The sequence below is a fragment of the Paraplanobispora siamensis genome, from assembly GCF_016863175.1.
GTDB lineage: Bacteria > Actinomycetota > Actinomycetes > Streptosporangiales > Streptosporangiaceae > Planobispora > Planobispora siamensis.
In genome coordinates this window covers 12,219-29,565 of record NZ_BOOJ01000052.1, presented here as the reverse complement: position 1 = coordinate 29,565, position 17,347 = coordinate 12,219, and the positions used below count along the sequence as shown (strand labels likewise).

At 70.3% G+C, this 17,347-nt stretch carries 21 protein-coding genes; 5 read left to right on the top strand and 16 right to left on the bottom strand.

The annotated features are described in order from the left end of the window. Window positions 1-25: 25 nt before the first annotated feature. From Psi01_RS29390 to Psi01_RS29325, 14 genes are all read right to left on the bottom strand, one after another. The gene (locus Psi01_RS29390; RefSeq protein ID WP_204067386.1) at window positions 26-1,477 is read right to left on the bottom strand and encodes a hypothetical protein; all 1,452 of its coding nucleotides are present in this window, start codon (window positions 1,475-1,477) and stop codon (window positions 26-28) included. 314 nt (window positions 1,478-1,791) lie between these two features. Next, window positions 1,792-2,343 (bottom strand): hypothetical protein, encoded by a 552-nt coding sequence (locus Psi01_RS29385; RefSeq protein WP_204067385.1) that lies wholly within the window; start codon window positions 2,341-2,343, stop codon window positions 1,792-1,794. Window positions 2,344-2,438: 95 nt separating this feature from the next. Next, window positions 2,439-2,738 carry a hypothetical protein gene (locus tag Psi01_RS29380; protein WP_204067384.1) on the bottom strand — a complete coding sequence of 100 codons (300 nt, stop codon included), beginning with the start codon at window positions 2,736-2,738 and terminating at the stop codon, window positions 2,439-2,441. Between the two features lie 29 nt (window positions 2,739-2,767). Further along, a complete protein-coding gene (locus Psi01_RS29375; protein WP_204067383.1) occupies window positions 2,768-3,103 on the bottom strand; it encodes a hypothetical protein in 336 nt (111 codons plus the stop codon). Between the two features lie 6 nt (window positions 3,104-3,109). Beyond that, window positions 3,110-3,685, bottom strand: a complete 576-nt coding sequence (locus Psi01_RS29370) for a DUF262 domain-containing protein (protein WP_204067382.1) — start codon at window positions 3,683-3,685, stop codon at window positions 3,110-3,112. 139 nt (window positions 3,686-3,824) lie between these two features. Next, a complete protein-coding gene (locus tag Psi01_RS29365) occupies window positions 3,825-4,115 on the bottom strand; it encodes a hypothetical protein (RefSeq protein ID WP_204067381.1) in 291 nt (96 codons plus the stop codon). 36 nt (window positions 4,116-4,151) lie between these two features. Then, on the bottom strand, window positions 4,152-4,313 hold the full coding sequence (locus Psi01_RS29360) for a hypothetical protein (protein ID WP_204067380.1): 162 nt from the start codon (window positions 4,311-4,313) through the stop codon (window positions 4,152-4,154). Window positions 4,314-4,396: 83 nt separating this feature from the next. Further along, window positions 4,397-4,933 (bottom strand): hypothetical protein, encoded by a 537-nt coding sequence (locus Psi01_RS29355; RefSeq protein ID WP_204067379.1) that lies wholly within the window; start codon window positions 4,931-4,933, stop codon window positions 4,397-4,399. Window positions 4,934-5,007: 74 nt separating this feature from the next. After that, window positions 5,008-5,889: a metal-dependent hydrolase gene (locus Psi01_RS29350; protein WP_204067378.1), complete on the bottom strand. Its 882-nt coding sequence runs from the start codon at window positions 5,887-5,889 to the stop codon at window positions 5,008-5,010. Between the two features lie 137 nt (window positions 5,890-6,026). Further along, window positions 6,027-7,466 carry a DUF2637 domain-containing protein gene (locus Psi01_RS44190; protein ID WP_204067377.1) on the bottom strand — a complete coding sequence of 480 codons (1,440 nt, stop codon included), beginning with the start codon at window positions 7,464-7,466 and terminating at the stop codon, window positions 6,027-6,029. Window positions 7,467-7,482: 16 nt separating this feature from the next. Next, a complete protein-coding gene (locus Psi01_RS29340) occupies window positions 7,483-7,725 on the bottom strand; it encodes a hypothetical protein (RefSeq protein ID WP_204067376.1) in 243 nt (80 codons plus the stop codon). A 120-nt stretch (window positions 7,726-7,845) separates the two neighbouring features. Further along, a complete protein-coding gene (locus Psi01_RS29335) occupies window positions 7,846-8,193 on the bottom strand; it encodes an HU family DNA-binding protein (RefSeq protein ID WP_204067375.1) in 348 nt (115 codons plus the stop codon). Between the two features lie 109 nt (window positions 8,194-8,302). Next, the gene (locus Psi01_RS29330; RefSeq protein WP_204067374.1) at window positions 8,303-9,121 is read right to left on the bottom strand and encodes a hypothetical protein; all 819 of its coding nucleotides are present in this window, start codon (window positions 9,119-9,121) and stop codon (window positions 8,303-8,305) included. 65 nt (window positions 9,122-9,186) lie between these two features. Then, window positions 9,187-9,990, bottom strand: coding sequence for a hypothetical protein (locus tag Psi01_RS29325; protein WP_204067373.1), 804 nt, complete (start codon window positions 9,988-9,990; stop codon window positions 9,187-9,189). Window positions 9,991-10,123: 133 nt separating this feature from the next. On the opposite strand from Psi01_RS29325, the gene Psi01_RS29320 reads away from it, so the two are divergent. After that, a complete protein-coding gene (locus Psi01_RS29320) occupies window positions 10,124-10,783 on the top strand; it encodes a hypothetical protein (RefSeq protein ID WP_204067372.1) in 660 nt (219 codons plus the stop codon). A gap of 71 nt (window positions 10,784-10,854) precedes the next feature. Here the strand turns inward: Psi01_RS29320 and Psi01_RS29315 are convergent, their stop codons facing one another. After that, window positions 10,855-11,454 (bottom strand): GNAT family N-acetyltransferase, encoded by a 600-nt coding sequence (locus Psi01_RS29315; RefSeq protein ID WP_204067371.1) that lies wholly within the window; start codon window positions 11,452-11,454, stop codon window positions 10,855-10,857. Continuing rightward, on the bottom strand, window positions 11,451-12,242 hold the full coding sequence (locus Psi01_RS29310) for a GntR family transcriptional regulator (RefSeq protein WP_204067370.1): 792 nt from the start codon (window positions 12,240-12,242) through the stop codon (window positions 11,451-11,453). The genes Psi01_RS29315 and Psi01_RS29310 overlap by 4 nt, the downstream gene beginning before the upstream one ends. A 167-nt stretch (window positions 12,243-12,409) precedes the next feature. Between Psi01_RS29310 and Psi01_RS29305 the strand changes: the two genes are divergently transcribed. The 4 genes from Psi01_RS29305 to Psi01_RS29290 all read left to right on the top strand — a co-directional run bounded on the left by Psi01_RS29305 (window position 12,410) and on the right by Psi01_RS29290 (window position 17,137). After that, window positions 12,410-12,733: a hypothetical protein gene (locus Psi01_RS29305; RefSeq protein WP_204067369.1), complete on the top strand. Its 324-nt coding sequence runs from the start codon at window positions 12,410-12,412 to the stop codon at window positions 12,731-12,733. Next, window positions 12,726-13,133 carry a hypothetical protein gene (locus tag Psi01_RS29300; RefSeq protein WP_204067368.1) on the top strand — a complete coding sequence of 136 codons (408 nt, stop codon included), beginning with the start codon at window positions 12,726-12,728 and terminating at the stop codon, window positions 13,131-13,133. The genes Psi01_RS29305 and Psi01_RS29300 overlap by 8 nt, the downstream gene beginning before the upstream one ends. A 26-nt stretch (window positions 13,134-13,159) precedes the next feature. Continuing rightward, entirely contained in the window at window positions 13,160-15,691 is a 2,532-nt protein-coding gene (locus tag Psi01_RS29295; protein ID WP_204067367.1) for a hypothetical protein, read from the top strand. A gap of 216 nt (window positions 15,692-15,907) precedes the next feature. Then, entirely contained in the window at window positions 15,908-17,137 is a 1,230-nt protein-coding gene (locus tag Psi01_RS29290; RefSeq protein ID WP_204067366.1) for a hypothetical protein, read from the top strand. The last annotated feature ends 210 nt before the right edge of the window (window positions 17,138-17,347 follow it).

The following is a 17,347-nucleotide window of genomic DNA, read 5'->3' as shown; positions in this document are numbered from 1 at the left end:
GAGCGGCCGGCCGGACAGGGGCGGGTCAGCCCAGTGGCAGGAACCGCATCGGGTGGCCCTGCTCCTGCTCCTTGTAGGCCTCCTGGACGGTGATGGGCCGGGCGTAGATGTCGACGATGCGGGTGTCGGTGATGCCCGCCCGGATGAGCAGGTCGGAGGCCATGAAAATCAGGTGCCCCACGGCGGCCTGCGCGCTGTACTCGCCGGCGCGGGTGGCGACCTGGCCCTGGATCCGCACCCGGGCCGCGCCCTGACGTCCCGCAGAGCATCCGGCGGCGAAGGCGGCAGACATCAGCGGCGGCAGGCCCGGGTGACGGCGCCAGGTGCTGCCGTCGGCCTGCTCCACCTCCAGCCACACCTCCCAGGCCACGACCGCCTCAGCGTCGTCGCCGTCCATCAGGGCCGGGTCCGGGGCGGCCGTCAGGGCGGCGGCGCGGTCGGCCTGTTCCCGGGAGCGGGTGGCTTCGTAGGTGTGCCGGTCCATCCCGGCCCGCTCCAGCGCCGCATACCAGGCGTTGGCGTGGTTGCACAGCGTCGGGCCGATCTCGCGGTGGACCGTGAAGCCCCAGTCCACCAGGGAGGCGGGCCACGCGGTGCCGGCCCGCTCCGCGACCTGGCTCACGATGGCGCGGACCTGCGCCTCTGATGCGGCGTAGACGACGAACATGGCCGGGCCGTTGCCGCTCTTGCCGTGGCAGATGGTCCAACGGTGGCAATCGGAGAGCTGGTCCTGGGTGACCATGCCGCGGGTCTTGGCTGTGGCGTCGCAGCGGCGGCAGACGGTGGTGCGCGCCCACGGCGACCACGGTTCGAGCGTGCGGGAGGGGTGGGTGTGGCGGCCGGTGGCGCCGCACAGGGTCTGCTGGTGCCCGTCCGCGGGGGCGGGGATGTGCGGGTCGATGATGTGCCGCACGTCCGCGCTGCTGCTTGTCAGCGCCCATGTGACGACCTCAGGGGCGTCGCCCTGGACGTCGTGATCGTTAGCGTTTTCGCTGGTCACGTGGGTCGTTTCGGTGCAGGTGTCGTTCGCGGACGCGGCGGTCTGCTCATCGGCGTGGTAGTAGCCCTCTTCGGTGGCGCTGGTCTGGCAGTCGGTGCAGACGGGCAGGCCGCCGGTGTCCGCGCGGCGCTCACTGTCGTCGTTGATACCGACGCCGCACAGGGTGCCGTGGGGGTAGTCGGCGTGCACGATGCATGCCGTGCCGGTGAACCTCTCCACGTAGCGAATGATCTTCGGCGCGTATTCGCGATAGATCTCCGGGCCCTCCACCAGGCCGCGCTTGGTGGCCGACGTCTCGCATCCCTCACAGGTCGGCAGGCCGTAGTACATGTCGCGCATGTGGGGCAGGATGCCCGCGCACTTCGACATGACGTTGCGGCCGCAGAGGGTCTTGCCGGGCTTGTCGGGGTTGATGACGTGCTTTGTGGTCGCACTGAAGGTGCGGCAGTACTCCCGGGTGCCAGCGGTGGCGGTCATGTCGTTCTCCTGTCGTCGGGTTCGCTCTCCCCTACACCAATCAATGTACAGGTACTTAGCGAACGATACAAGGCTATCGTGCAAAGATGCATCGGCTTACCGGCGGATTCGGGCAGAAGGAGGAGTGGGCGGGCCACCCGAAGACGGCCGGCGGCGTTCGGAAACGTTCGGCCCTCTTGCCGGCCACCGGGCCGGCCGCAGAGCATGGACGCATCGCAGAGCGACAGCCTTCATGCGATGGGTGCTGAACGACCAAGCAGGGTACCGGGGCCCGCTGTTGCAGCGGCGGGCCCCACTTCATCTCCGACCGGCGGTCAGCGGGCGTGGGCGGCCTTCTTGAAGCAGCGGCTGCACAGCGCGCTCCCCAGCTGCTCCACGGCCTCATCCTTGCCCAGGCCCGACAGCTCCGGGTGCCAGCCCATGTCGGTGAAGTCGCTGCGGTGCAGGGCGCCACAGAGCCGGCTGTCGTGGATCTTGGCGTTCTTCGTGGACATCAGCTTGAAGAACCGGCTCCAGGGGGCGGCGTGGTAGGGCGCCTCCACCCGGGCCATCTCCGCCTCCAGGCGCGCAGCCTCCGCGGTCCCGGTGTCGTAGTCGGCCATGGCCTTGCGGACGGCCTTGCCGTACAGGCCGCCCATCACGGTGTAGTCGCCGGCGTCGACCAGCAGGGAGCGGACCTCGGTGATGACGTCGGCGTCGTCGCGGCCCCAGGTGAAGCAGTTGCGGCTGGTGTAGCGGCGCCTGTCGCCGGCGGCGCTGTGCAGGGTGTCGATGGCGCGGGCGGCCTGGTGCAGGTTGCGCGCCATCTCCGTGTCCAGTGCGGCCAGCGTCTCGTCGATCTCGCGGGGGTTGATCGCGGTGGTCATCGTGCTCTCTCCTGTCTGCCGGGTCGCTCTCCCAACACCTCAAAATGTACAGGTACTTAGCGATGGTGTCGAGGTAGGCGGCGGGAAATCCCCGGTCAGACCGTGGTGGCGCTGCCGTGCGCTCTCTCCTTCAGCTCTATGTCGATGGAGGTGTCACCGGTGCGGTCGTCGACGTCGACGACCAGGCGGGGCGCAGCCAGGATGGTGGCCATCGGCCAGTGGGAGCCGAGCGGGAGCGGGATGCCGTCGGCGTCGACCGCGGTCCAGGACCAGGCACCGGCGCGTCGGGCGGAGAGCGGGGCGCGAAGCGGCCGAAGGGCCACCCCGCAGCGGTCACTCAGGCCCATGGCGCGCAGCCGCTCCCACAGGCGTACGGAGACCGGACGACGGGCCATGGCGTTCAACCTCCCGAAGGGATACAGGGTCAGGCGATGAACCGGGTCAGCACGCCGGGGACGGCGGTGCTGATCCCGTACTTGGTCTTGATCTCAGGCTGCGACAGGTAGGTGGCCAGGGTGTCGGCCTGGCGTTCGGTGTAGGGGCCGTAGATGTCAATCGGCCGGTAGCCGGGCTCCGGGCCGATCGCCTCCAGGTACTCCTCTTCGCTCATCTGCCCGGCCTCATAGCGTTCGGTCAGGTCCTCCCAGGCCCGCCGGTCGGCGCCCAGGATGTCCAGGCCGTGTTCGGCGACCTCCCGGGTGACGTAGACGACCCAGGGGCTGGCCTCCAGCCGTAGCGGCGGCGGGGGCATCGGGGTCATGGCGCCCTACTCCCCTGCCGCGATGCGGGCGGCGTTGTCCAGGTCGTCATCGGACTGGACGGTGCCGTAGCCGTTGACCCGCAGGTAGATCTCCGCCTCCTCCTGGATGGTGGGGACGCTGGCCTCAGCGACGGGCAGGATGACCCGGTGGCCGAAGTAGCGGCGGCCGACCAGCGTCAGGTCGCTGATCGTGACGTAGGGGCCGTCGTCGGTCTCCCGGGTGCCCTCAACGAAGTCCGGCTGCCACCAGGAGGCGGGCACGGCCAGCTCTCCGGCGTACCAGGCGGCGAAGGTGCGCAGCCGCTGCTGGCCGTCGATGACGACGTAGTAGGGGTCATCCGGGCCGCACTTCGCCCAGTCGCGGCGGTTGATGATGATGGCGGGGATCGGGATGCCCGCCAGGCCGCTGGCGATCAACTGGACCTGCTGGTCACGCGTCCAGACCGCGCCGCGCTGGTAGGGCGCGTGCGGGGGGTCCCAGGCCAGGTCGCCGGCGTTGTGCATGTGGATCAAGCTTTCGGCGGACCGGGCGGTCTGCTGGAGACTCATGTGCTCGATCGGTGCGGTGGTCTGGTGCGTCATGGGGGTCATCCTCCTGGTTTGGGGCCGGTTCGCTCTACCGTCCCCACACATCGCAGTGTACAGGTACTTAGCATTCTGGCAAGGGTTGGACGCGAAACGGCGCCGCCCGGTCATCCGGGCGGCGCCGTCGGCCAGGCGGTCAGGAGTGGCCGGGCCGGGACTCCACGCACCGCCAGTAGGGGCAGGTGCATCCCACGGGCCCGGCCGCGCGGATCTCCGCTGCGTCGGTGTCGTGGATCTGGCGTGCCCGCTGCTTGGTCTCGGCCGGGAAGTCTCCGGACTCCACCATCTCCAGGGCCGCGTCCAGCGCGGCCAGGCGGCCGGCGCGTTCGGCGGCTGCCGCGTCGTGGCCGGCGGCGGCCATCTCGCGGGCGATCTCCCCGCGCTGGAACGCGGCGACGCGGTCGCGGTGGTTGTAGTAGCGGCCCATGGCCTGCTCCTTGCGTTCGCGCGTGCGGGACGGGGGTCAGTTCCGCATCGTGGGGCTGGCCAGGCGGGCGGTGTCGGCGCGGTCGCCGGTCAGCGTCGACCAAGTCGGCACGTCGGTGGCGTTGCCGTCGATGATGCGCTGCGCGGAGGTGTTGTGGGTCAGGTGGCAGGTGTAGGAGCCGTTGGCGCACTTGCACATGATCTTCTCCTGATGGTCGGCGGGGGTCGCTCTCCCCCGCGTCGGGGTGGGCCCGCCCGGACGGCGGGCCCGATGGCGATCGGTCAGTCCAGCGGGGTGATGGTCCAGCAGTAGAGGCCGGCTATGGCCACGGTGACGGTCTGGTCGCCGATCCACCACGTCTCCGGGCTGTCGGGGTCGGTCTCCTGTCGGCCGGGGGCGTGGACGTCGGTGCTGACGATCAGGCAGTTGGAGCCGTCGCGCGGCGTTTCGATCACGGTCCCGGCCGCGGCGAAGTCGGGGGCGGTGTGGGTGCCGACCCAGGTGTTGCCGGCAGTGTGGCGGGTCAGGCAGATGCGGGCGCCGCGGGCGGGGTAGGCGGCCAGGTCGTGCATCGCCGTCCAGGCGTCGATCTGGACCTGTTCGGCGTCGGTCCGGGTGCGGTGGCCCATGGAGTATCCGGCCGGCCCCCAGGACGCCCACTTGCTCCCCTTGGGGATGTCGCCGCTGCTGCACCAGTAGGTGCCACCGAAGGGCTGGCCGTCGGCCAGCAGCAGGTAGTCCTCTCCGGGGGTGTTGACCCCGCCCAAGGCGGTGTAACCGGGGTGCTCCGGCTGGCGGGTGATGGTCGCGCTGGCCATGGTCGTCTCCTGCCGCGGGGGGCGGGTCGCTCTCCCGCCCTCTACCTCAAATTGTACAGGTACTTAGCGTTCGGTCAAGGGGTGCGCAGGGCTTTCGCGATGATTCCGCTCTCCCATGCCAGCAGCAGGACGGTGGCCGTCAGCAGGATCGGCACGATCACCCGGCGTTCCACGATGCCGTTGGTGGCGATGAGCTGGGGTCCGCGGTTGGCCTGGGAGAAGGGCCAGCCCCAGGGGCACCCACCCTTGGTGATCATGTCGCCTGCGACGTGCACGACGGCGCCGGCCACGATCAGGTACGGCAGGGCGGAGACGTCGATGCCCTCATGCAGGACCCACCAGGCGATGGGCAGGGGCAGCGCGTCGTCGACCCAGCCCTTGATGCGCAGGGTGCGGATGGCGGCGGCCATGGTCAGCACCAGCAGCACGGCCACGCCGCCCATGCCGACCTGGGTGGGCCACAGCAGCGCGGCGACGACGAAGACCAGCGCGGCGGCCACCATGAACGCCGCGGCGGCCGGGCCGCCCCAGGCGCTCTTGTAGGCCCGCTTGGGGGTTCGGCCGCGGCCCCGCGTGGCCGGGGTGAAGATCCAGGCCAGCAGGCCGGATCCGGCCAGGGTTGCGGTGATGCTGAGCCCGGCCAGCAGCATCAGCGGGTTGCGGGTGTGCAGGGCGAAGACGGCGAAGGTGGCGGCCGACAGGATGGCGATGCCGATGCCGGAGTGGGTGCCGTTGCGGTGGCCGCCGGACAGGCGGTTGACGATCCAGGCCAGCAGGCCGGTGACGGGGCCGAAGGTCTTGGCCATGGTGGCGTCGGGGTGGTCGATGTCGGGCAGGACCGCGGCCCCGGCGCAGACGATCGCGCCGACGGCCAGGGGTGCGGCCGGCAGGTCCAGGACGACGCCGGCGGCCACGCCGACGGCTAGTCCGCTGTACATGTGGTTGCGGCCCATCATGGCGGGGCCCTCCTGATGACTGGCGGCCGGGTCGCTCTCCCGGCCGGGGACGGGGTGGTGGGGCCCGGCGCGGGCCCCACCCGTCCACCGTACATGTACTTAGCGTTTTGTCTACCCGGGTGTGCGGGCGTGCGGGTTCACGCTCCGGCGTTCACGGTGGCGCGGTCGCCGTTGACTCCCGCGGCGTGCACGTCGCCGACCAGGTCTTCCACCGTGTCGGGCACGACCGTGTGCACGGTGTGCACGCCGGTGTCGGCGTGGGGGTTCACGGTGTCGCCGGCGGGCGCGTGCACGCCGCCGTCGGCCTGGTCGTGCACGGCGTGTTCGGCGTCCCAGCGTGCGTGGAACATGGGCATCCACTTGCTGACGGTCGTGCGGTCCTTGGTCAGGGTGACCCGTTCACGCAGGTGGCGGACCTCCGGCGTCTCCCCGGTTTCGGTGCGGTGGGCGACGTAGGCCTCCCACGCCAGCTGTCCTTCGGGGCTGGCGAACAGGTTGGCCCACGTGCGCTCTCCCACGCCGTCGGGGCGGCCGGGCGGCGGGGCGGCGGGCGTGTGCACGGCCGCGACGGCGTGACCGTTCACGGGCGCGGCCGGTGCGGGCGTGGGCGTCTTGGCGGGGGCCTTCACGGGTGGCGGCGTGACGTTCACGGCCGGGGCTGGCACGGGCACAGCGGCGGGCGCCGGCTCCAAGGCCGGGGCGGGCGGGCCGGCGGAGGCGGTGACAGCGGTGGCGGCCACCAGGTCGGCCGACAGAATGCCGCGGGAGACCACTTCGGCGGTACGGCGCATCGCGCCGGTGGGGTTGAGGTTGTAGGTGCGGATCGCCCACAGCTCATCGGCGGTGGCCACGCGCCGCCAGCGCCAGCGGGCCAGCCACAGGCCCTGGGTGCGGGCCTGGTGGCGCAGCCGCATGATGGCCAGCATCCGTGCCTGCTCCCGGCCCACCAGTTCCTCCACGCGCTTGATGCGGGTGGTGCGGCGGCGGATCCACATGCGGGCGGTCATGATCGGGCGCAGCCACATGTCCCAGGGGATGGGCTCCATGTAGGTGTCGTGCTCCAGGTCGTAGGCCTTGGCCACGGCCTTGCGGCCCACCTCAATCGCAATGATCCACAGGATGGGCATCATGGCGTGGGCGACCTGGCCCAGGATCTGCTGGAACAGATCGTTCTCCGCGGCCGTGGCGGCCTGCGCGGTGGCCGCCGCCGTACCGGGCTTGATCACTCCGGCGCCGAAGAAGTTCAGCACGACGGTGACGGCCGACAGGCCCCACACGGCGTAGCGCAGGCCCGCCACCGGCAGGCCGCGCAGGATCAGCCGCAGGTCGGCGGCGGAGAACGCCAAGATGGAGGCGTCGATACCGGTGGGCACGATCCAGGCTAGGCCGCCGAAGTAGGGCATCATCGCGCGGTTCATGCCGTCGAAGGAGCCGATGAAGCCCAGGACGCCGACAAACAGCACCAGCAGCACGATCGGGGTGTCGATCAGGTACAGGGCCAGGTTCGCGCTGGTCGCCTTGCCGGGCTTGGCGTCCGGCGGAGGGGCGGCCGGGGCGGATTCGGTGGTGGTGCTCATCATGATCTCTTTCCGCTTATCCGGCGACCGGCAGTACGGCGGCCTCAGCCCGGACCTGGTCGCCGTACAGGCGCACGGCCAGCCGTACGGCTGAGTCACTCAGCCCCAGGCGCCGGGCCACTTCGGCGGCCGACAGGTTGTCCAGCAGGTGCATGCGGGCCATCTCAATATCGCGCTCACGCGCCAGCGCCCGGTTCTCCGCCAGATTCGTCTTGATCTTGTCGTTGGCGCGGCGGGCGCGTTCCTCATCACCAATCACATGCGGCACCGTAGTGCGTAACGTGTTGCGGGGTGCGCAGGTGCAGGCAGTGCGGCGTGTCGCCGGACATGGAGCGGCCCGGCGCCCGCGGTGCGGGGGCCGGGCCGTCGCGCAGATGGGTCAGGCGGTGACGGGGCGATCCGCCTGCCGGGCGGCGGCGGCGAACTCCTGCGCGGGTCTGAACCAGGGCGTGTACCCGCCCCCCGGGTAGTAGACGAAGCCGCCCCGGTCGTCGACGACGTGCCGGCCGCTGGCGTCGCGGACCAGGACCCGGGCCTGGCTGCTGGCGCCGAAGGTGCCGAACCCCTCCAGGTGAACGGCCCCGCCGGCGGCGGAGCCATCGGCGACCGCGGCCGTGACCGCCTCCCTGATCACCTCAAGGATGACGTTGACGGCGTCGCAGACGGCGTCCCGGCTCCAGCCGGTGCGGGCCGCGACGTTGTCGATGATCTGTTCGGTCTGTTGCATGGCGCTCTCCTTCGTCGGTCAGGGCGGGTCGCTCTCCCGTCCCACACTTCTAACGTACAGGTACTTAGCTTTGATGTCGACGGGGAAAACGGGAAACGCCCCCCCGGGGCTACCGGGCGGGAGCCACCCAGGCGGCGGCCAGCCGCATCCAGTCGGGCGGGTGGCTGCCGACGACAACGTGCGTCAGGATGCGGATCATCTTGGCCTTCAGCGGCCGGGCCCGGCCGGACCGGATCTCCGTGGCCCAGTACCGGACGGCGGCCGGGCGGCCCAGCTGCTGCTGCGCGGTCAGGTCGCAGGCGATCTCAATTGCCCAGAAGGTCGCCACGTACAGCAGGTAGGCCGTCGTCAGCGCCACGGTCAGGGAGTCCGTGGCCGGGGCGACGATGAAGCCGATCAGCGGCCCGACGACGGGGGCGGCAATGCCCGCGGCCCACAGGGCCGTCCACCGGCCGCCGGTGACGTGGGCCACTTCGTGCCCCATGGCGTAGATCATGATGTTGGGGTCGGGGATGGCGTGGCGGCACATCATGACCGTGAAGCGCTCACCGGCGACGCCGACGGCGGCGGGGCCCCGGCACAGCGCATCGTGGCCGTCGGCGGTGCAGGTGAGCCGCAAGACCACCTCCGCACCCGGGTGACGGGCCTGGATCTTCTGGCAGGCGGCCTGCCACCACGACGGATCCGGCTCTTGCGGTTCCAGATGCGTCAGCTGGGTCAGCTTCCGTGCGGACGTACGCGCCCCAGGGAGCCGGTGGGCGATCCACTTCGACCATGCCAGGCTGCCGGCGATGACGGCGGCGATGGTGGCGGTCGGCCAGGGGGAGGCCAGGGCGTACACGCCCGCGACGGTCATGACGATGAACGCCACCAGGGGCGGGGGCGGGGGCACGGCGATGGCCACCCGCTGCGAAATGCGGATCTTCATGGTTCTCCGGGATAGGAAAGGCCCGGCGTCGCAGGATACGACAGGCCGGGCCGGGGCGGTGTGGTTCAGCGGGCGCCGACCACGCGGGCGGCCAGCAGCCGCAGGCTGTCGGGCGGGTGGGTGCCCTCCGTCAGCAGGAACAGGGTGGCGTTGATGCGTTGCCGAAGCGGCTGGTCGCGCTGGGCGCGCTGCATGCCGGCCCAGTGGCGGGTGGCGGCCGGGCGGCCCAGCTGCCGCTGCGCAGTCAGGTCGCAGGCGATCTCGATTGCCCAGAAGGTCGCGATGTACAGCAGGTAGGCCACGTAGAAGACCGCGCCGATGGCCTGCCAGCCCAAAACAGCGGCGGTGGCGAAGCCGATCAGCGGCCCGGCTGCGGAGAAGAGCGCGCCCGCGGTCAGCGTGGCCACCCACCGGCCGCCGGTCAGGTGTGCCACCTCATGGGCCAGGGTGTAGGCCACATCCGCGGCGCTGGCCCGGCCGCAGGTGATGACCGCGATGCGGTCGCCGCCGGCCCAGGTGCTGGCGGTGCCCTGGCACCAGGCGTCATGGCTCTCACCGGTGCAGGTCTGGCGGAAGTCGATGATCGCGCTGGGGTGGCGGGCGTGCAGGGCGGCCCGCACGGTCGGCCAGTTCACGGCCGCGGGGGTGTCCTGCTCCGACCGCAAGGCCAGGTCGGTGATGTGGTGGTGGTCGCGGCGGGCGGCGGGCAGCCGGTGGGCGATCCAGGCCGACCAGGCCAGGCTGGCGGCGGTGGCCGCCACAAGGGCCAGAAGGGGCCAGGGCATCTGGTGGGCGGCCACTCCCAGCGCAGCGGTGACCAGGACGGTGGTCAGGGACGGCGGTGGGGGAAGCAGGTCAGCGATGGTCATGGGTTCTCCCGGTGGTGTTCGCTCACAACCAATGTACGGGTACTTAGCAGACTAGACAAGTTGGGCCCTGGAAAATCTAGACACGTTCGCTAAGTACACGTACATTGCTGGTGAGCGATGACAGGAGAGGACCATGACCGACAACGACCGTCCCAGCGTCGATATCGGCGCGGAGCTACGCGCGATCCACGACATGATCGACGCGGCGCTGTACGACGAACACGCCAACCGGCAGATCGCCCTGGAGCAGGCACAGGCTGCCATCGGAGATCTGCACCTGCGGGCCTTCGGAGAGGACCTGGCCGGCGATGAGCAGGCCTATGAGGTGCGGCCGTCGATGAGTGGCATCTACTCCGGGCACGGCGGCTTCCTCGCCGAGAAGACCCCGGGCCGCGGCAAGTCCGTCCCCGTCGCCATCGCCTTGGCCCAGCCCCGGCTGGGTGATCTGGCCGACGGCACCCGGGTCGTCCTGCACGGCATGGTGGTCAAGACGGTGGAGCGTGACGACGTCGACGGCATCCACCTGACGGTCACCCTGCTGCACAGCGACGCGATGGTGACCGCCATCGTGCCGCCGATCCTGTACCCCTCCGCCTGCCTGCTGCTGGTCGACGGCCAGCGCCTGGCCGTGCACGGCCGCGTCGACAGCCGCGAAGGCCCCCTGGGGCTGCGGGTGGACAAGCTGGAGCGGGTACCCGTTTCGATCTTCAACAGGCTGCGTTGCGACGTCATCGACGACGCTCAGGTCCCCGGCGTCGTTACCGATGGCCCCCCAGACCCCGGTGGTCGATGAAGGTGACGCGCAACGCCCAGCGGCCCCCGGGAGACTTCTCCCGGGGGCCGCTGTTTTGCGTTCGGCGCAGGTCACGCCAGGCGGATCTGGCGGTGCACGTCCCGCTGTTCGGTGGCGGCGCGGCGCATCAGGGTGCCGGACTTGCGCGGCAGGCCGGTGCGCGGGTCGTCCATGGTCACCGTGGTGATGTAGTCGAAGCCGTGCAGGACGTACCAGGCCTGCAAGGGGCGGGCCCGGCGGGCGACGTTGATCCACAGCCAGTCGCGGGAGGCGCGGGCGGTGCGGTCGGTCGCCCAGTCCAGGATCAGCGTTGAGATGCCGGTCCCGGCCAGGTCCCGGGCCACCGCCATCCGGTGCAGGATCAGCGCTTCGGTCACCGGCATATCGGGCTGGGCCAGGCCGGCGGCGATGAACTCCATGTCGGGGCGGGAGTCCAGGACGAAGGTGGCCACGTCGCGCTTCATCTGGCGGTCGTGGACGATCCAGCAGGTGCCGGCGTCGATGTCCAGCAGGATGCGCTCATCGGGGAAGCCGTCGGGTGGCCAGGCGTCGTAGCCGCGGCCGTGCATCCAGCGGGCGGATGCGGCCAGCAGGTCGGCGACGGTGCGCAGGTCGGCGCGGCTGGCGGGGCGCACGCTGTAGCGGGTCGGCGCGGGGGTTTTGCCTGTCATGCGTCGACTTCCCAGACGAACTGGGTGCCGTTGCCGCCGACGTAGACGCTGTGGCGCACCAGCAGGCACTGATCGTCGGGGGTGAAGTAGGTGCGGCGGACCATCTCCAGCACCGGGGTGCCCGGGTCCAGTTGCAGCCGGTCGGCCTCCTCATCGGAGGGCATGCGGGAGCGGACGGTGTCGGCGAAGTGGCTTTGGTCGTGGCCCATCTCCGAGAAGATCGGGAAGATACCCGGCTGGATGTCGGCCGGAGCCATGATCGGGGTGTTCTTGACCAGGTCGTAGGGGTAGTAGGTGGCCGCCAGCTCCGTGGGGTCGCCGTTGATGTAGCGCACGCGGTCGCGGCAGGCCACCAGCTGGCCGTCGCTCACTCCCAGGATGCTGCCGACGCTCTCCCCCATGATCAGCTTGTCGGGGTCCAGGGTGCGCACGGTGATGGTCTGGAAGGCGCTGTGGCCGGCGTCGCTGACGGCGGCCACCCACGGATCGACGGTGCGGGTGGTGGTGACCTTGCGGCTGTCCCGCTTGGACATGTACCAGGTCATCTCACTGGCCGCCGGCACAAAGTAGCCCTCCCTGGGGCGGGCCACGACGTACCCCTTGCCGATCAGGTACTTGTAGGCCTGCCGGACGGTCGGCTTGGTCACGTCGTAGGCCTTCGCCAGGTCGTTTTCCGTCGGCAGCTGCTGGCCCGGACGCACCTGACCACTCGTGATGGTCTGCCGGATGGCTTCGGCGATCACGAGGTAGCGGGGGCGTGCGCCCCGCGGGGGTGGGTTGGTGGTCACAAGGGGCCCTTCCAGATGGGTGGATACGCAGTAGCACGTCAGTGATTGGTGTATACCAGCTTCTCAAGCGTCTTGACATCTGCGCAAGAGGTCGTTCTAATTCTTGGTATATATAAGCCTTACCAAGACGGCGAGGGTCGCCGCCGAACGACACGGAGGTGAAGCGGATGACGGTTGTGTGGATCATCTGCGGCGCAGTCATCCTGGCCGGGGTCATCGGCGCGGTGCCGGATGAGGCGCTGACGCTGACGGCCTATCTCTACGACGTCACCACCGCGGCCGGCGCCCGGGAGGTGGCCGCCGCCATCCTGGGCGTGATCGGGGTGTGCCTGCTGTATGCGGGCTCCGGTCTGACCCGCGGCGTCGTCCTGGGTGCCGCGGCCGTCGCGCTCTATGCCAACAAGCTGGTCATCCGGGTCGACGCAGGCGTGCAGCGCCTGGAGGTCACCCGGCTGCGGCAGCCCGTCCTGGAGAGGGGCGCAGATGCCTGAGACGAAGGAGAGCCAGGCCACCGTCACGCTGGAGGAGCTGAAGGCGGCCACCGACCTCAACTCCATGGCCAAGGCCATCACGGAGTTCGAATCGAACACCACCGCTGAGACCCGCCTACACCTGGACAAGATCAAAGAGTTCATCATGGCCTGCGCCGACGTCCTGGACCTGGCCGAATGGAAGGTCCGCCAGGACATCCGATGGGCGCTGATCCGTGACCCCGAAGGTGAAAAGCAGACCAAGAACATCACCCGGCACCTGCGCAACAGCGTCGGCTACCTGGAGGTCGCCGCCCGCCGGGTGGATGCCACCTGGAGGGCCTTCCGCGCCCGCCTGCGCTACCTGGCTTCCAAGGAACAGACCAACCGCAAGGGCCGCAAGCCGTACCAGGCCAAGTAACACCCGCAATGTGAGAGGAGGAGACCATGGGTGCACGACGCGCCGCCAGCGGCGTCAAGGACATGACCGTCAAGGTGACATCCGCCAGCGATGAGCAGCGGGCCCGCATCATCGGCGGGATCGGCCCCTGGCTGATCTGGCTGGTCGCCCTGCCCTTCGCCGCCCTGATCTTCTCCCTGCTGCACCTGGGCGTGCCCAACCCGGCCATGGTCATCATCAGCCTGTGGGCCGGCACCGCGGTCATCACCTGGACGGTGTGGAAGTTCACCGGCTCCCGCAGCGGCATCGGCCGCGGCCACCACATCATCAACACCGTCGGCTGCCTGTCCTGGGTGAACTTGGTGGTGATGTTCGGCCCCCTGGCCTTCCAGGGCGGACTGATCGTCATGTACCTGGTCGGCGGACTGGTCGGCTGCATCGTCTGGAAGGTGCGCTACAGCCGCCACACCGACCGCCTGGACGACGTCCTGGAGAGCCCCAAGGGCAAGAAGCGCCACCGCCGGAAGCTCATCGACGGCGGGTACATGGTGCGGGCCGCCGCCGACCGGGTGCCCGCCATCCGCCGCGGTGCCGCCGCCCTGGCCGGGCCCTTCCCGGTCGTCGCCACCCCGTGGGAGGCGCCGCGGGAGCTGACCTCCGGCCAGCAGGCCCTGACGGCCGGCCCGGTCACCACCGATCAGGAAGCCCAGGATGAGGCCGACGCGCAGGAAGCCTGGCGGCGTCTCCAGCTGCACTGGAGGGAGTTCACCCGCGTCAAGTACCCCACCCTCAACGGCGCCAGGTTGGTGCCGCTGGACATCAAGCCCTACCGGATCCGCACCAAGGTCAACCTAGTGCGCGGCGTGCAGGTGCCCGGCGACGTCGAAGGCGCCCGGGAACTGCTGGCTTCCCAGACCGGCATGCCCCCCTCCTCCATCCAGCCCCGGCCCAACAAGCTGCACGGCGGACAGGCCTTCATCGACTTCGTGCTGATCGACTCCCTGAAGGAGTCGCTGCCCTGGCCCGGCCCCACCCACATCGGCCAGTCCATCGCCGCGGCGCCTACCGCGTTCGGCCTGTACGAAGACCGGGTGCTGGCCCAGGTGTACGAAGCGGCGATCACCACCGCGGAGCTGGCCAAGCGGGTGGGCATGACGGAGAAGAACCTGTCGCACACGCTCATCGAGGGGATGACCGGTTCGGGCAAGTCCAACTACGCGCGCATCACCGTCACCGACGGCGCCACCCGGCTGGACCTGGTCGACTTGGTGATCGACACGGTGAAGAAGTTCCAGACGATGGGCCCGATCGCCGGCGCCTTCGACTGGTTCGCCTGGCAGAAGGCCGAAGCCCAGGCGCTGATCCGGTTCCTGCTGGACCTGATCGCGGAGATGGCCGCCTACCTGGGCGCGCACGGCTACGACAACTGGCAGGAAGGCTGCGGCCTGCCGCTGGTGCGGGTCACCATCGAAGAGGGCGGGATCATCGCCAATGAGCTGGACAAGCTGGACGACGTCATGAACTCCGCCCGGTCGGCGGGCGTGGTCATGCGGGTGGCTTTCCAGCGGGCGCACCACGGCCTGGCCGACACCAACGTGCGCGCCGCGTTCGGCTCCAGCCTCATCCACGGCGTCAAGACCCTGGACGACACCTTCGCCATGGACGAAGAGCTACTGGCCGCCGGGTGCGACCCGTCGATCTGGAAGGACAAGCAGCCCGGCATGGCCTACTACTCCGCGCCGGGCCTGTCCATCGAGCGGATGGTGATGGCATCACGGTCGTTCAAGTTCGACCCGGTGATGGGCGCCGCCATCGTCGATGAGTACGCGCCGATGCGGGAGCAGTGGATCCGGGAGAACTGCCCCGACTGGTTCAAGATCCTGGCCAAGGTCGACCGCAACGGCGTCTACGCCAAGCGCACCACCGGCGCAGCCGTACGCAAGGAGGTCCTGGAGATCCAGCGGGCCAAGGCCTCCGGCGCCCGCAACCAGGGATCGATCATCGACATGGGCGGCGCGGGCCGCCACCGCGCCACGGCCGATGTGGCCACCGACGACTACCAGGTGGAGGTCATCGGCACCGAACCCGCGCAGCCGCCAGTGGCCGACCAGGTCGATGAGGCGCCGGCCGCGCCGATCAACGCCGAAGAGGCGATCGAGCGGCCGACCTTCGATGAGCTGGAGAACGAACTGGACGATGACCTGGCCGAAGCCGCCCGCCAGGACCTGGCGGACGGGATCGACGCCCGGGCCCACCTGGAGGAGATGGACCCGGAGGAGGAGTTCGCCTACCCGCCGCGGGAGCCGGGCAGCAAGCTGGCCAAGGAGGAGGCGCTGGAGGCCACCCGCCGCTACCTGGCCGGTAAGGGTGCCTACTTCAAGTTCCGGCCGCGCGACGTCTACGACGACCTGTGCGGGGAGCAGGGCATCACCGGCCTGTCCGCCTCTTGGGTGCGGGTGACGGCGCTGCCGACCCTGGTGGCCCAGGGCGCCCTGCACCACGACAAGGCCGAAGGCGTCTACACGGTCGAAGAGAAGATCAACGATATTGCGTTCGGCCCCGTGATGGTCGGGGTGTGAGACCCATGCAGCCGCCCCCGCCGTCTACGCACCGTGACCGTCACGGGGCGTGGAAGCGGGCGGGGGCGGGCTGTTTAACAGAACCGGCATAACCGCCCCCTATGCGCGGGCGCGAGAGGCCCTAAACAGGCTGTTAAACAGCCTCTTAACAGCCCCCGGCGTCATGTCCGTTTAACAGCAAATCCGACTACTGACAGTGACGAAATGGAGATCGTGATGCGCACCAAGAAGGCCCCCAAGCCCCCCGGGTTCTACGCAGCGTTGTTCGTCCTGGTGTTCTGTGCGGTGGTCAGCGTGGGCCAGAACCTCTACCACGCCTTCGCCATCGCCAGCCAGGTGACGCTGCCGGGGCTGCTGGCCTTCGGCGTGGGCATCTCCCCCGTCCTGGTCGCCGCAGGCCAGAGCCACGTCATGGCCGTGGTGCGGATGAGCCGGTTCAAGCTGGCAGTCGGGTACGCGTGCTTTTCCATGGCCATGGTGATGTCGCTCCAGATCAACCATGAGGTCGTCGACCCGTTCTTCGGGACGCTGACCCCGTTCGGACTGTTCGACATCGACGTGGCGTGGATGCCGGGCATCTTTCTGGACGTGTGCGCCCTGCTGGCGCTGGACACCATCGTCTCCCTGTACCGCACCCACCACGTCGCTGAGGTCGCACAGCCCGCCCGCGGTGCGCACGCCGCCCCGGCCGTGACGGTCCCGCCCGCGGCTCACGCCGCCCCCGCCGCGCCCGCACCCGTGCCCGTGCTCCCGGCCGCCGCAGCGCCCACGCGTGAAGGCGCCGACGCCTGCACGCCCACCCCCGATCAGTCCGGCGTGAACGCCCCCACGCCCGCCCCGTTCACGCCGGGCGTGAACCCTCACGCGGAGCGTGCGCGTGAGACCCTCACGCCCCCCGCACGCGACGTTCACGCTGACGCCGCCGTGCACGTTCACGCCGATGCCGGCGTGAACGCCGGTGAGACCCTCACGCCCACCCCGGCCGCCGACCGCGTGCACACCCCCGACAGCGGCACGCGTGAGGCCGGCCCTGCCGCGCCGCCGGCGCCGTCCCGGCCCCGGACGCGCACCACCAGCACGGGGGGCACGACCAAGAAGCGCACCGCGAAAACCGCTAAGTCCACGTCCACCGCGGAGGCCTCAGCCCCGGCGTTCGACTGGGACGGCTGCACCGACGATGAGCTGGTCGCCCACATCGCCGACCAGCTGATCGGCGTGGCCCCGCCGGAGGTGTCGGCCCGCAAAGTCCGCATGGCGAACCTGCCCATGGGCACCCCCCAGGCGACGGAGATCTTCCGCCGCTGGCGGGCCGTGATGGTCGCCCGCGGACACCTGCCCGCGGCCGACGCCGAAGGCGTGCACGCGGCCCCCGACGGCGGGCGTGCACCCCTCACCGATGAGGCGGGTGCACCCCTCACGCGCACCGGTTCGGACGACCCGCGGTGAGGCCCGGCGTGCACGCTGCATCGGCCCTCACGCGTGAGGGGTGCGTGAACCGTTGCGTGAGCCCCGCGCGGGGGGTTCACGCAACGGCACCCCGGGCCGCACGCGTGAGGGCCGATGCAGCGTGCACGCCCCCACTGCTATCCCCTCACGCCCGGCGCCCGGCGCCGGCTCACGCGGGCCGCCACAGCCGCCCGCACCGGTGTGCACGCA

Coding starts and splice junctions, on each gene's coding strand:
- Psi01_RS29325 (WP_204067373.1), bottom strand. CDS start 9,990: ATGACCATCGCTGACCTGCTTCCCCCACCGCCGTCCCTGACCACCGTC.
- Psi01_RS29330 (WP_204067374.1), bottom strand. CDS start 9,121: ATGAAGATCCGCATTTCGCAGCGGGTGGCCATCGCCGTGCCCCCGCCC.
- Psi01_RS29380 (WP_204067384.1), bottom strand. CDS start 2,738: ATGGCCCGTCGTCCGGTCTCCGTACGCCTGTGGGAGCGGCTGCGCGCC.
- Psi01_RS29365 (WP_204067381.1), bottom strand. CDS start 4,115: ATGGGCCGCTACTACAACCACCGCGACCGCGTCGCCGCGTTCCAGCGC.
- Psi01_RS29295 (WP_204067367.1), top strand. CDS start 13,160: ATGGGTGCACGACGCGCCGCCAGCGGCGTCAAGGACATGACCGTCAAG.
- Psi01_RS29350 (WP_204067378.1), bottom strand. CDS start 5,889: ATGATGGGCCGCAACCACATGTACAGCGGACTAGCCGTCGGCGTGGCC.
- Psi01_RS44190 (WP_204067377.1), bottom strand. CDS start 7,466: ATGAGCACCACCACCGAATCCGCCCCGGCCGCCCCTCCGCCGGACGCC.
- Psi01_RS29315 (WP_204067371.1), bottom strand. CDS start 11,454: ATGACAGGCAAAACCCCCGCGCCGACCCGCTACAGCGTGCGCCCCGCC.
- Psi01_RS29370 (WP_204067382.1), bottom strand. CDS start 3,685: ATGACGCACCAGACCACCGCACCGATCGAGCACATGAGTCTCCAGCAG.
- Psi01_RS29375 (WP_204067383.1), bottom strand. CDS start 3,103: ATGACCCCGATGCCCCCGCCGCCGCTACGGCTGGAGGCCAGCCCCTGG.
- Psi01_RS29335 (WP_204067375.1), bottom strand. CDS start 8,193: ATGCAACAGACCGAACAGATCATCGACAACGTCGCGGCCCGCACCGGC.
- Psi01_RS29290 (WP_204067366.1), top strand. CDS start 15,908: ATGCGCACCAAGAAGGCCCCCAAGCCCCCCGGGTTCTACGCAGCGTTG.
- Psi01_RS29355 (WP_204067379.1), bottom strand. CDS start 4,933: ATGGCCAGCGCGACCATCACCCGCCAGCCGGAGCACCCCGGTTACACC.
- Psi01_RS29305 (WP_204067369.1), top strand. CDS start 12,410: ATGACGGTTGTGTGGATCATCTGCGGCGCAGTCATCCTGGCCGGGGTC.
- Psi01_RS29300 (WP_204067368.1), top strand. CDS start 12,726: ATGCCTGAGACGAAGGAGAGCCAGGCCACCGTCACGCTGGAGGAGCTG.
- Psi01_RS29360 (WP_204067380.1), bottom strand. CDS start 4,313: ATGTGCAAGTGCGCCAACGGCTCCTACACCTGCCACCTGACCCACAAC.
- Psi01_RS29390 (WP_204067386.1), bottom strand. CDS start 1,477: ATGACCGCCACCGCTGGCACCCGGGAGTACTGCCGCACCTTCAGTGCG.
- Psi01_RS29385 (WP_204067385.1), bottom strand. CDS start 2,343: ATGACCACCGCGATCAACCCCCGCGAGATCGACGAGACGCTGGCCGCA.
- Psi01_RS29320 (WP_204067372.1), top strand. CDS start 10,124: ATGACCGACAACGACCGTCCCAGCGTCGATATCGGCGCGGAGCTACGC.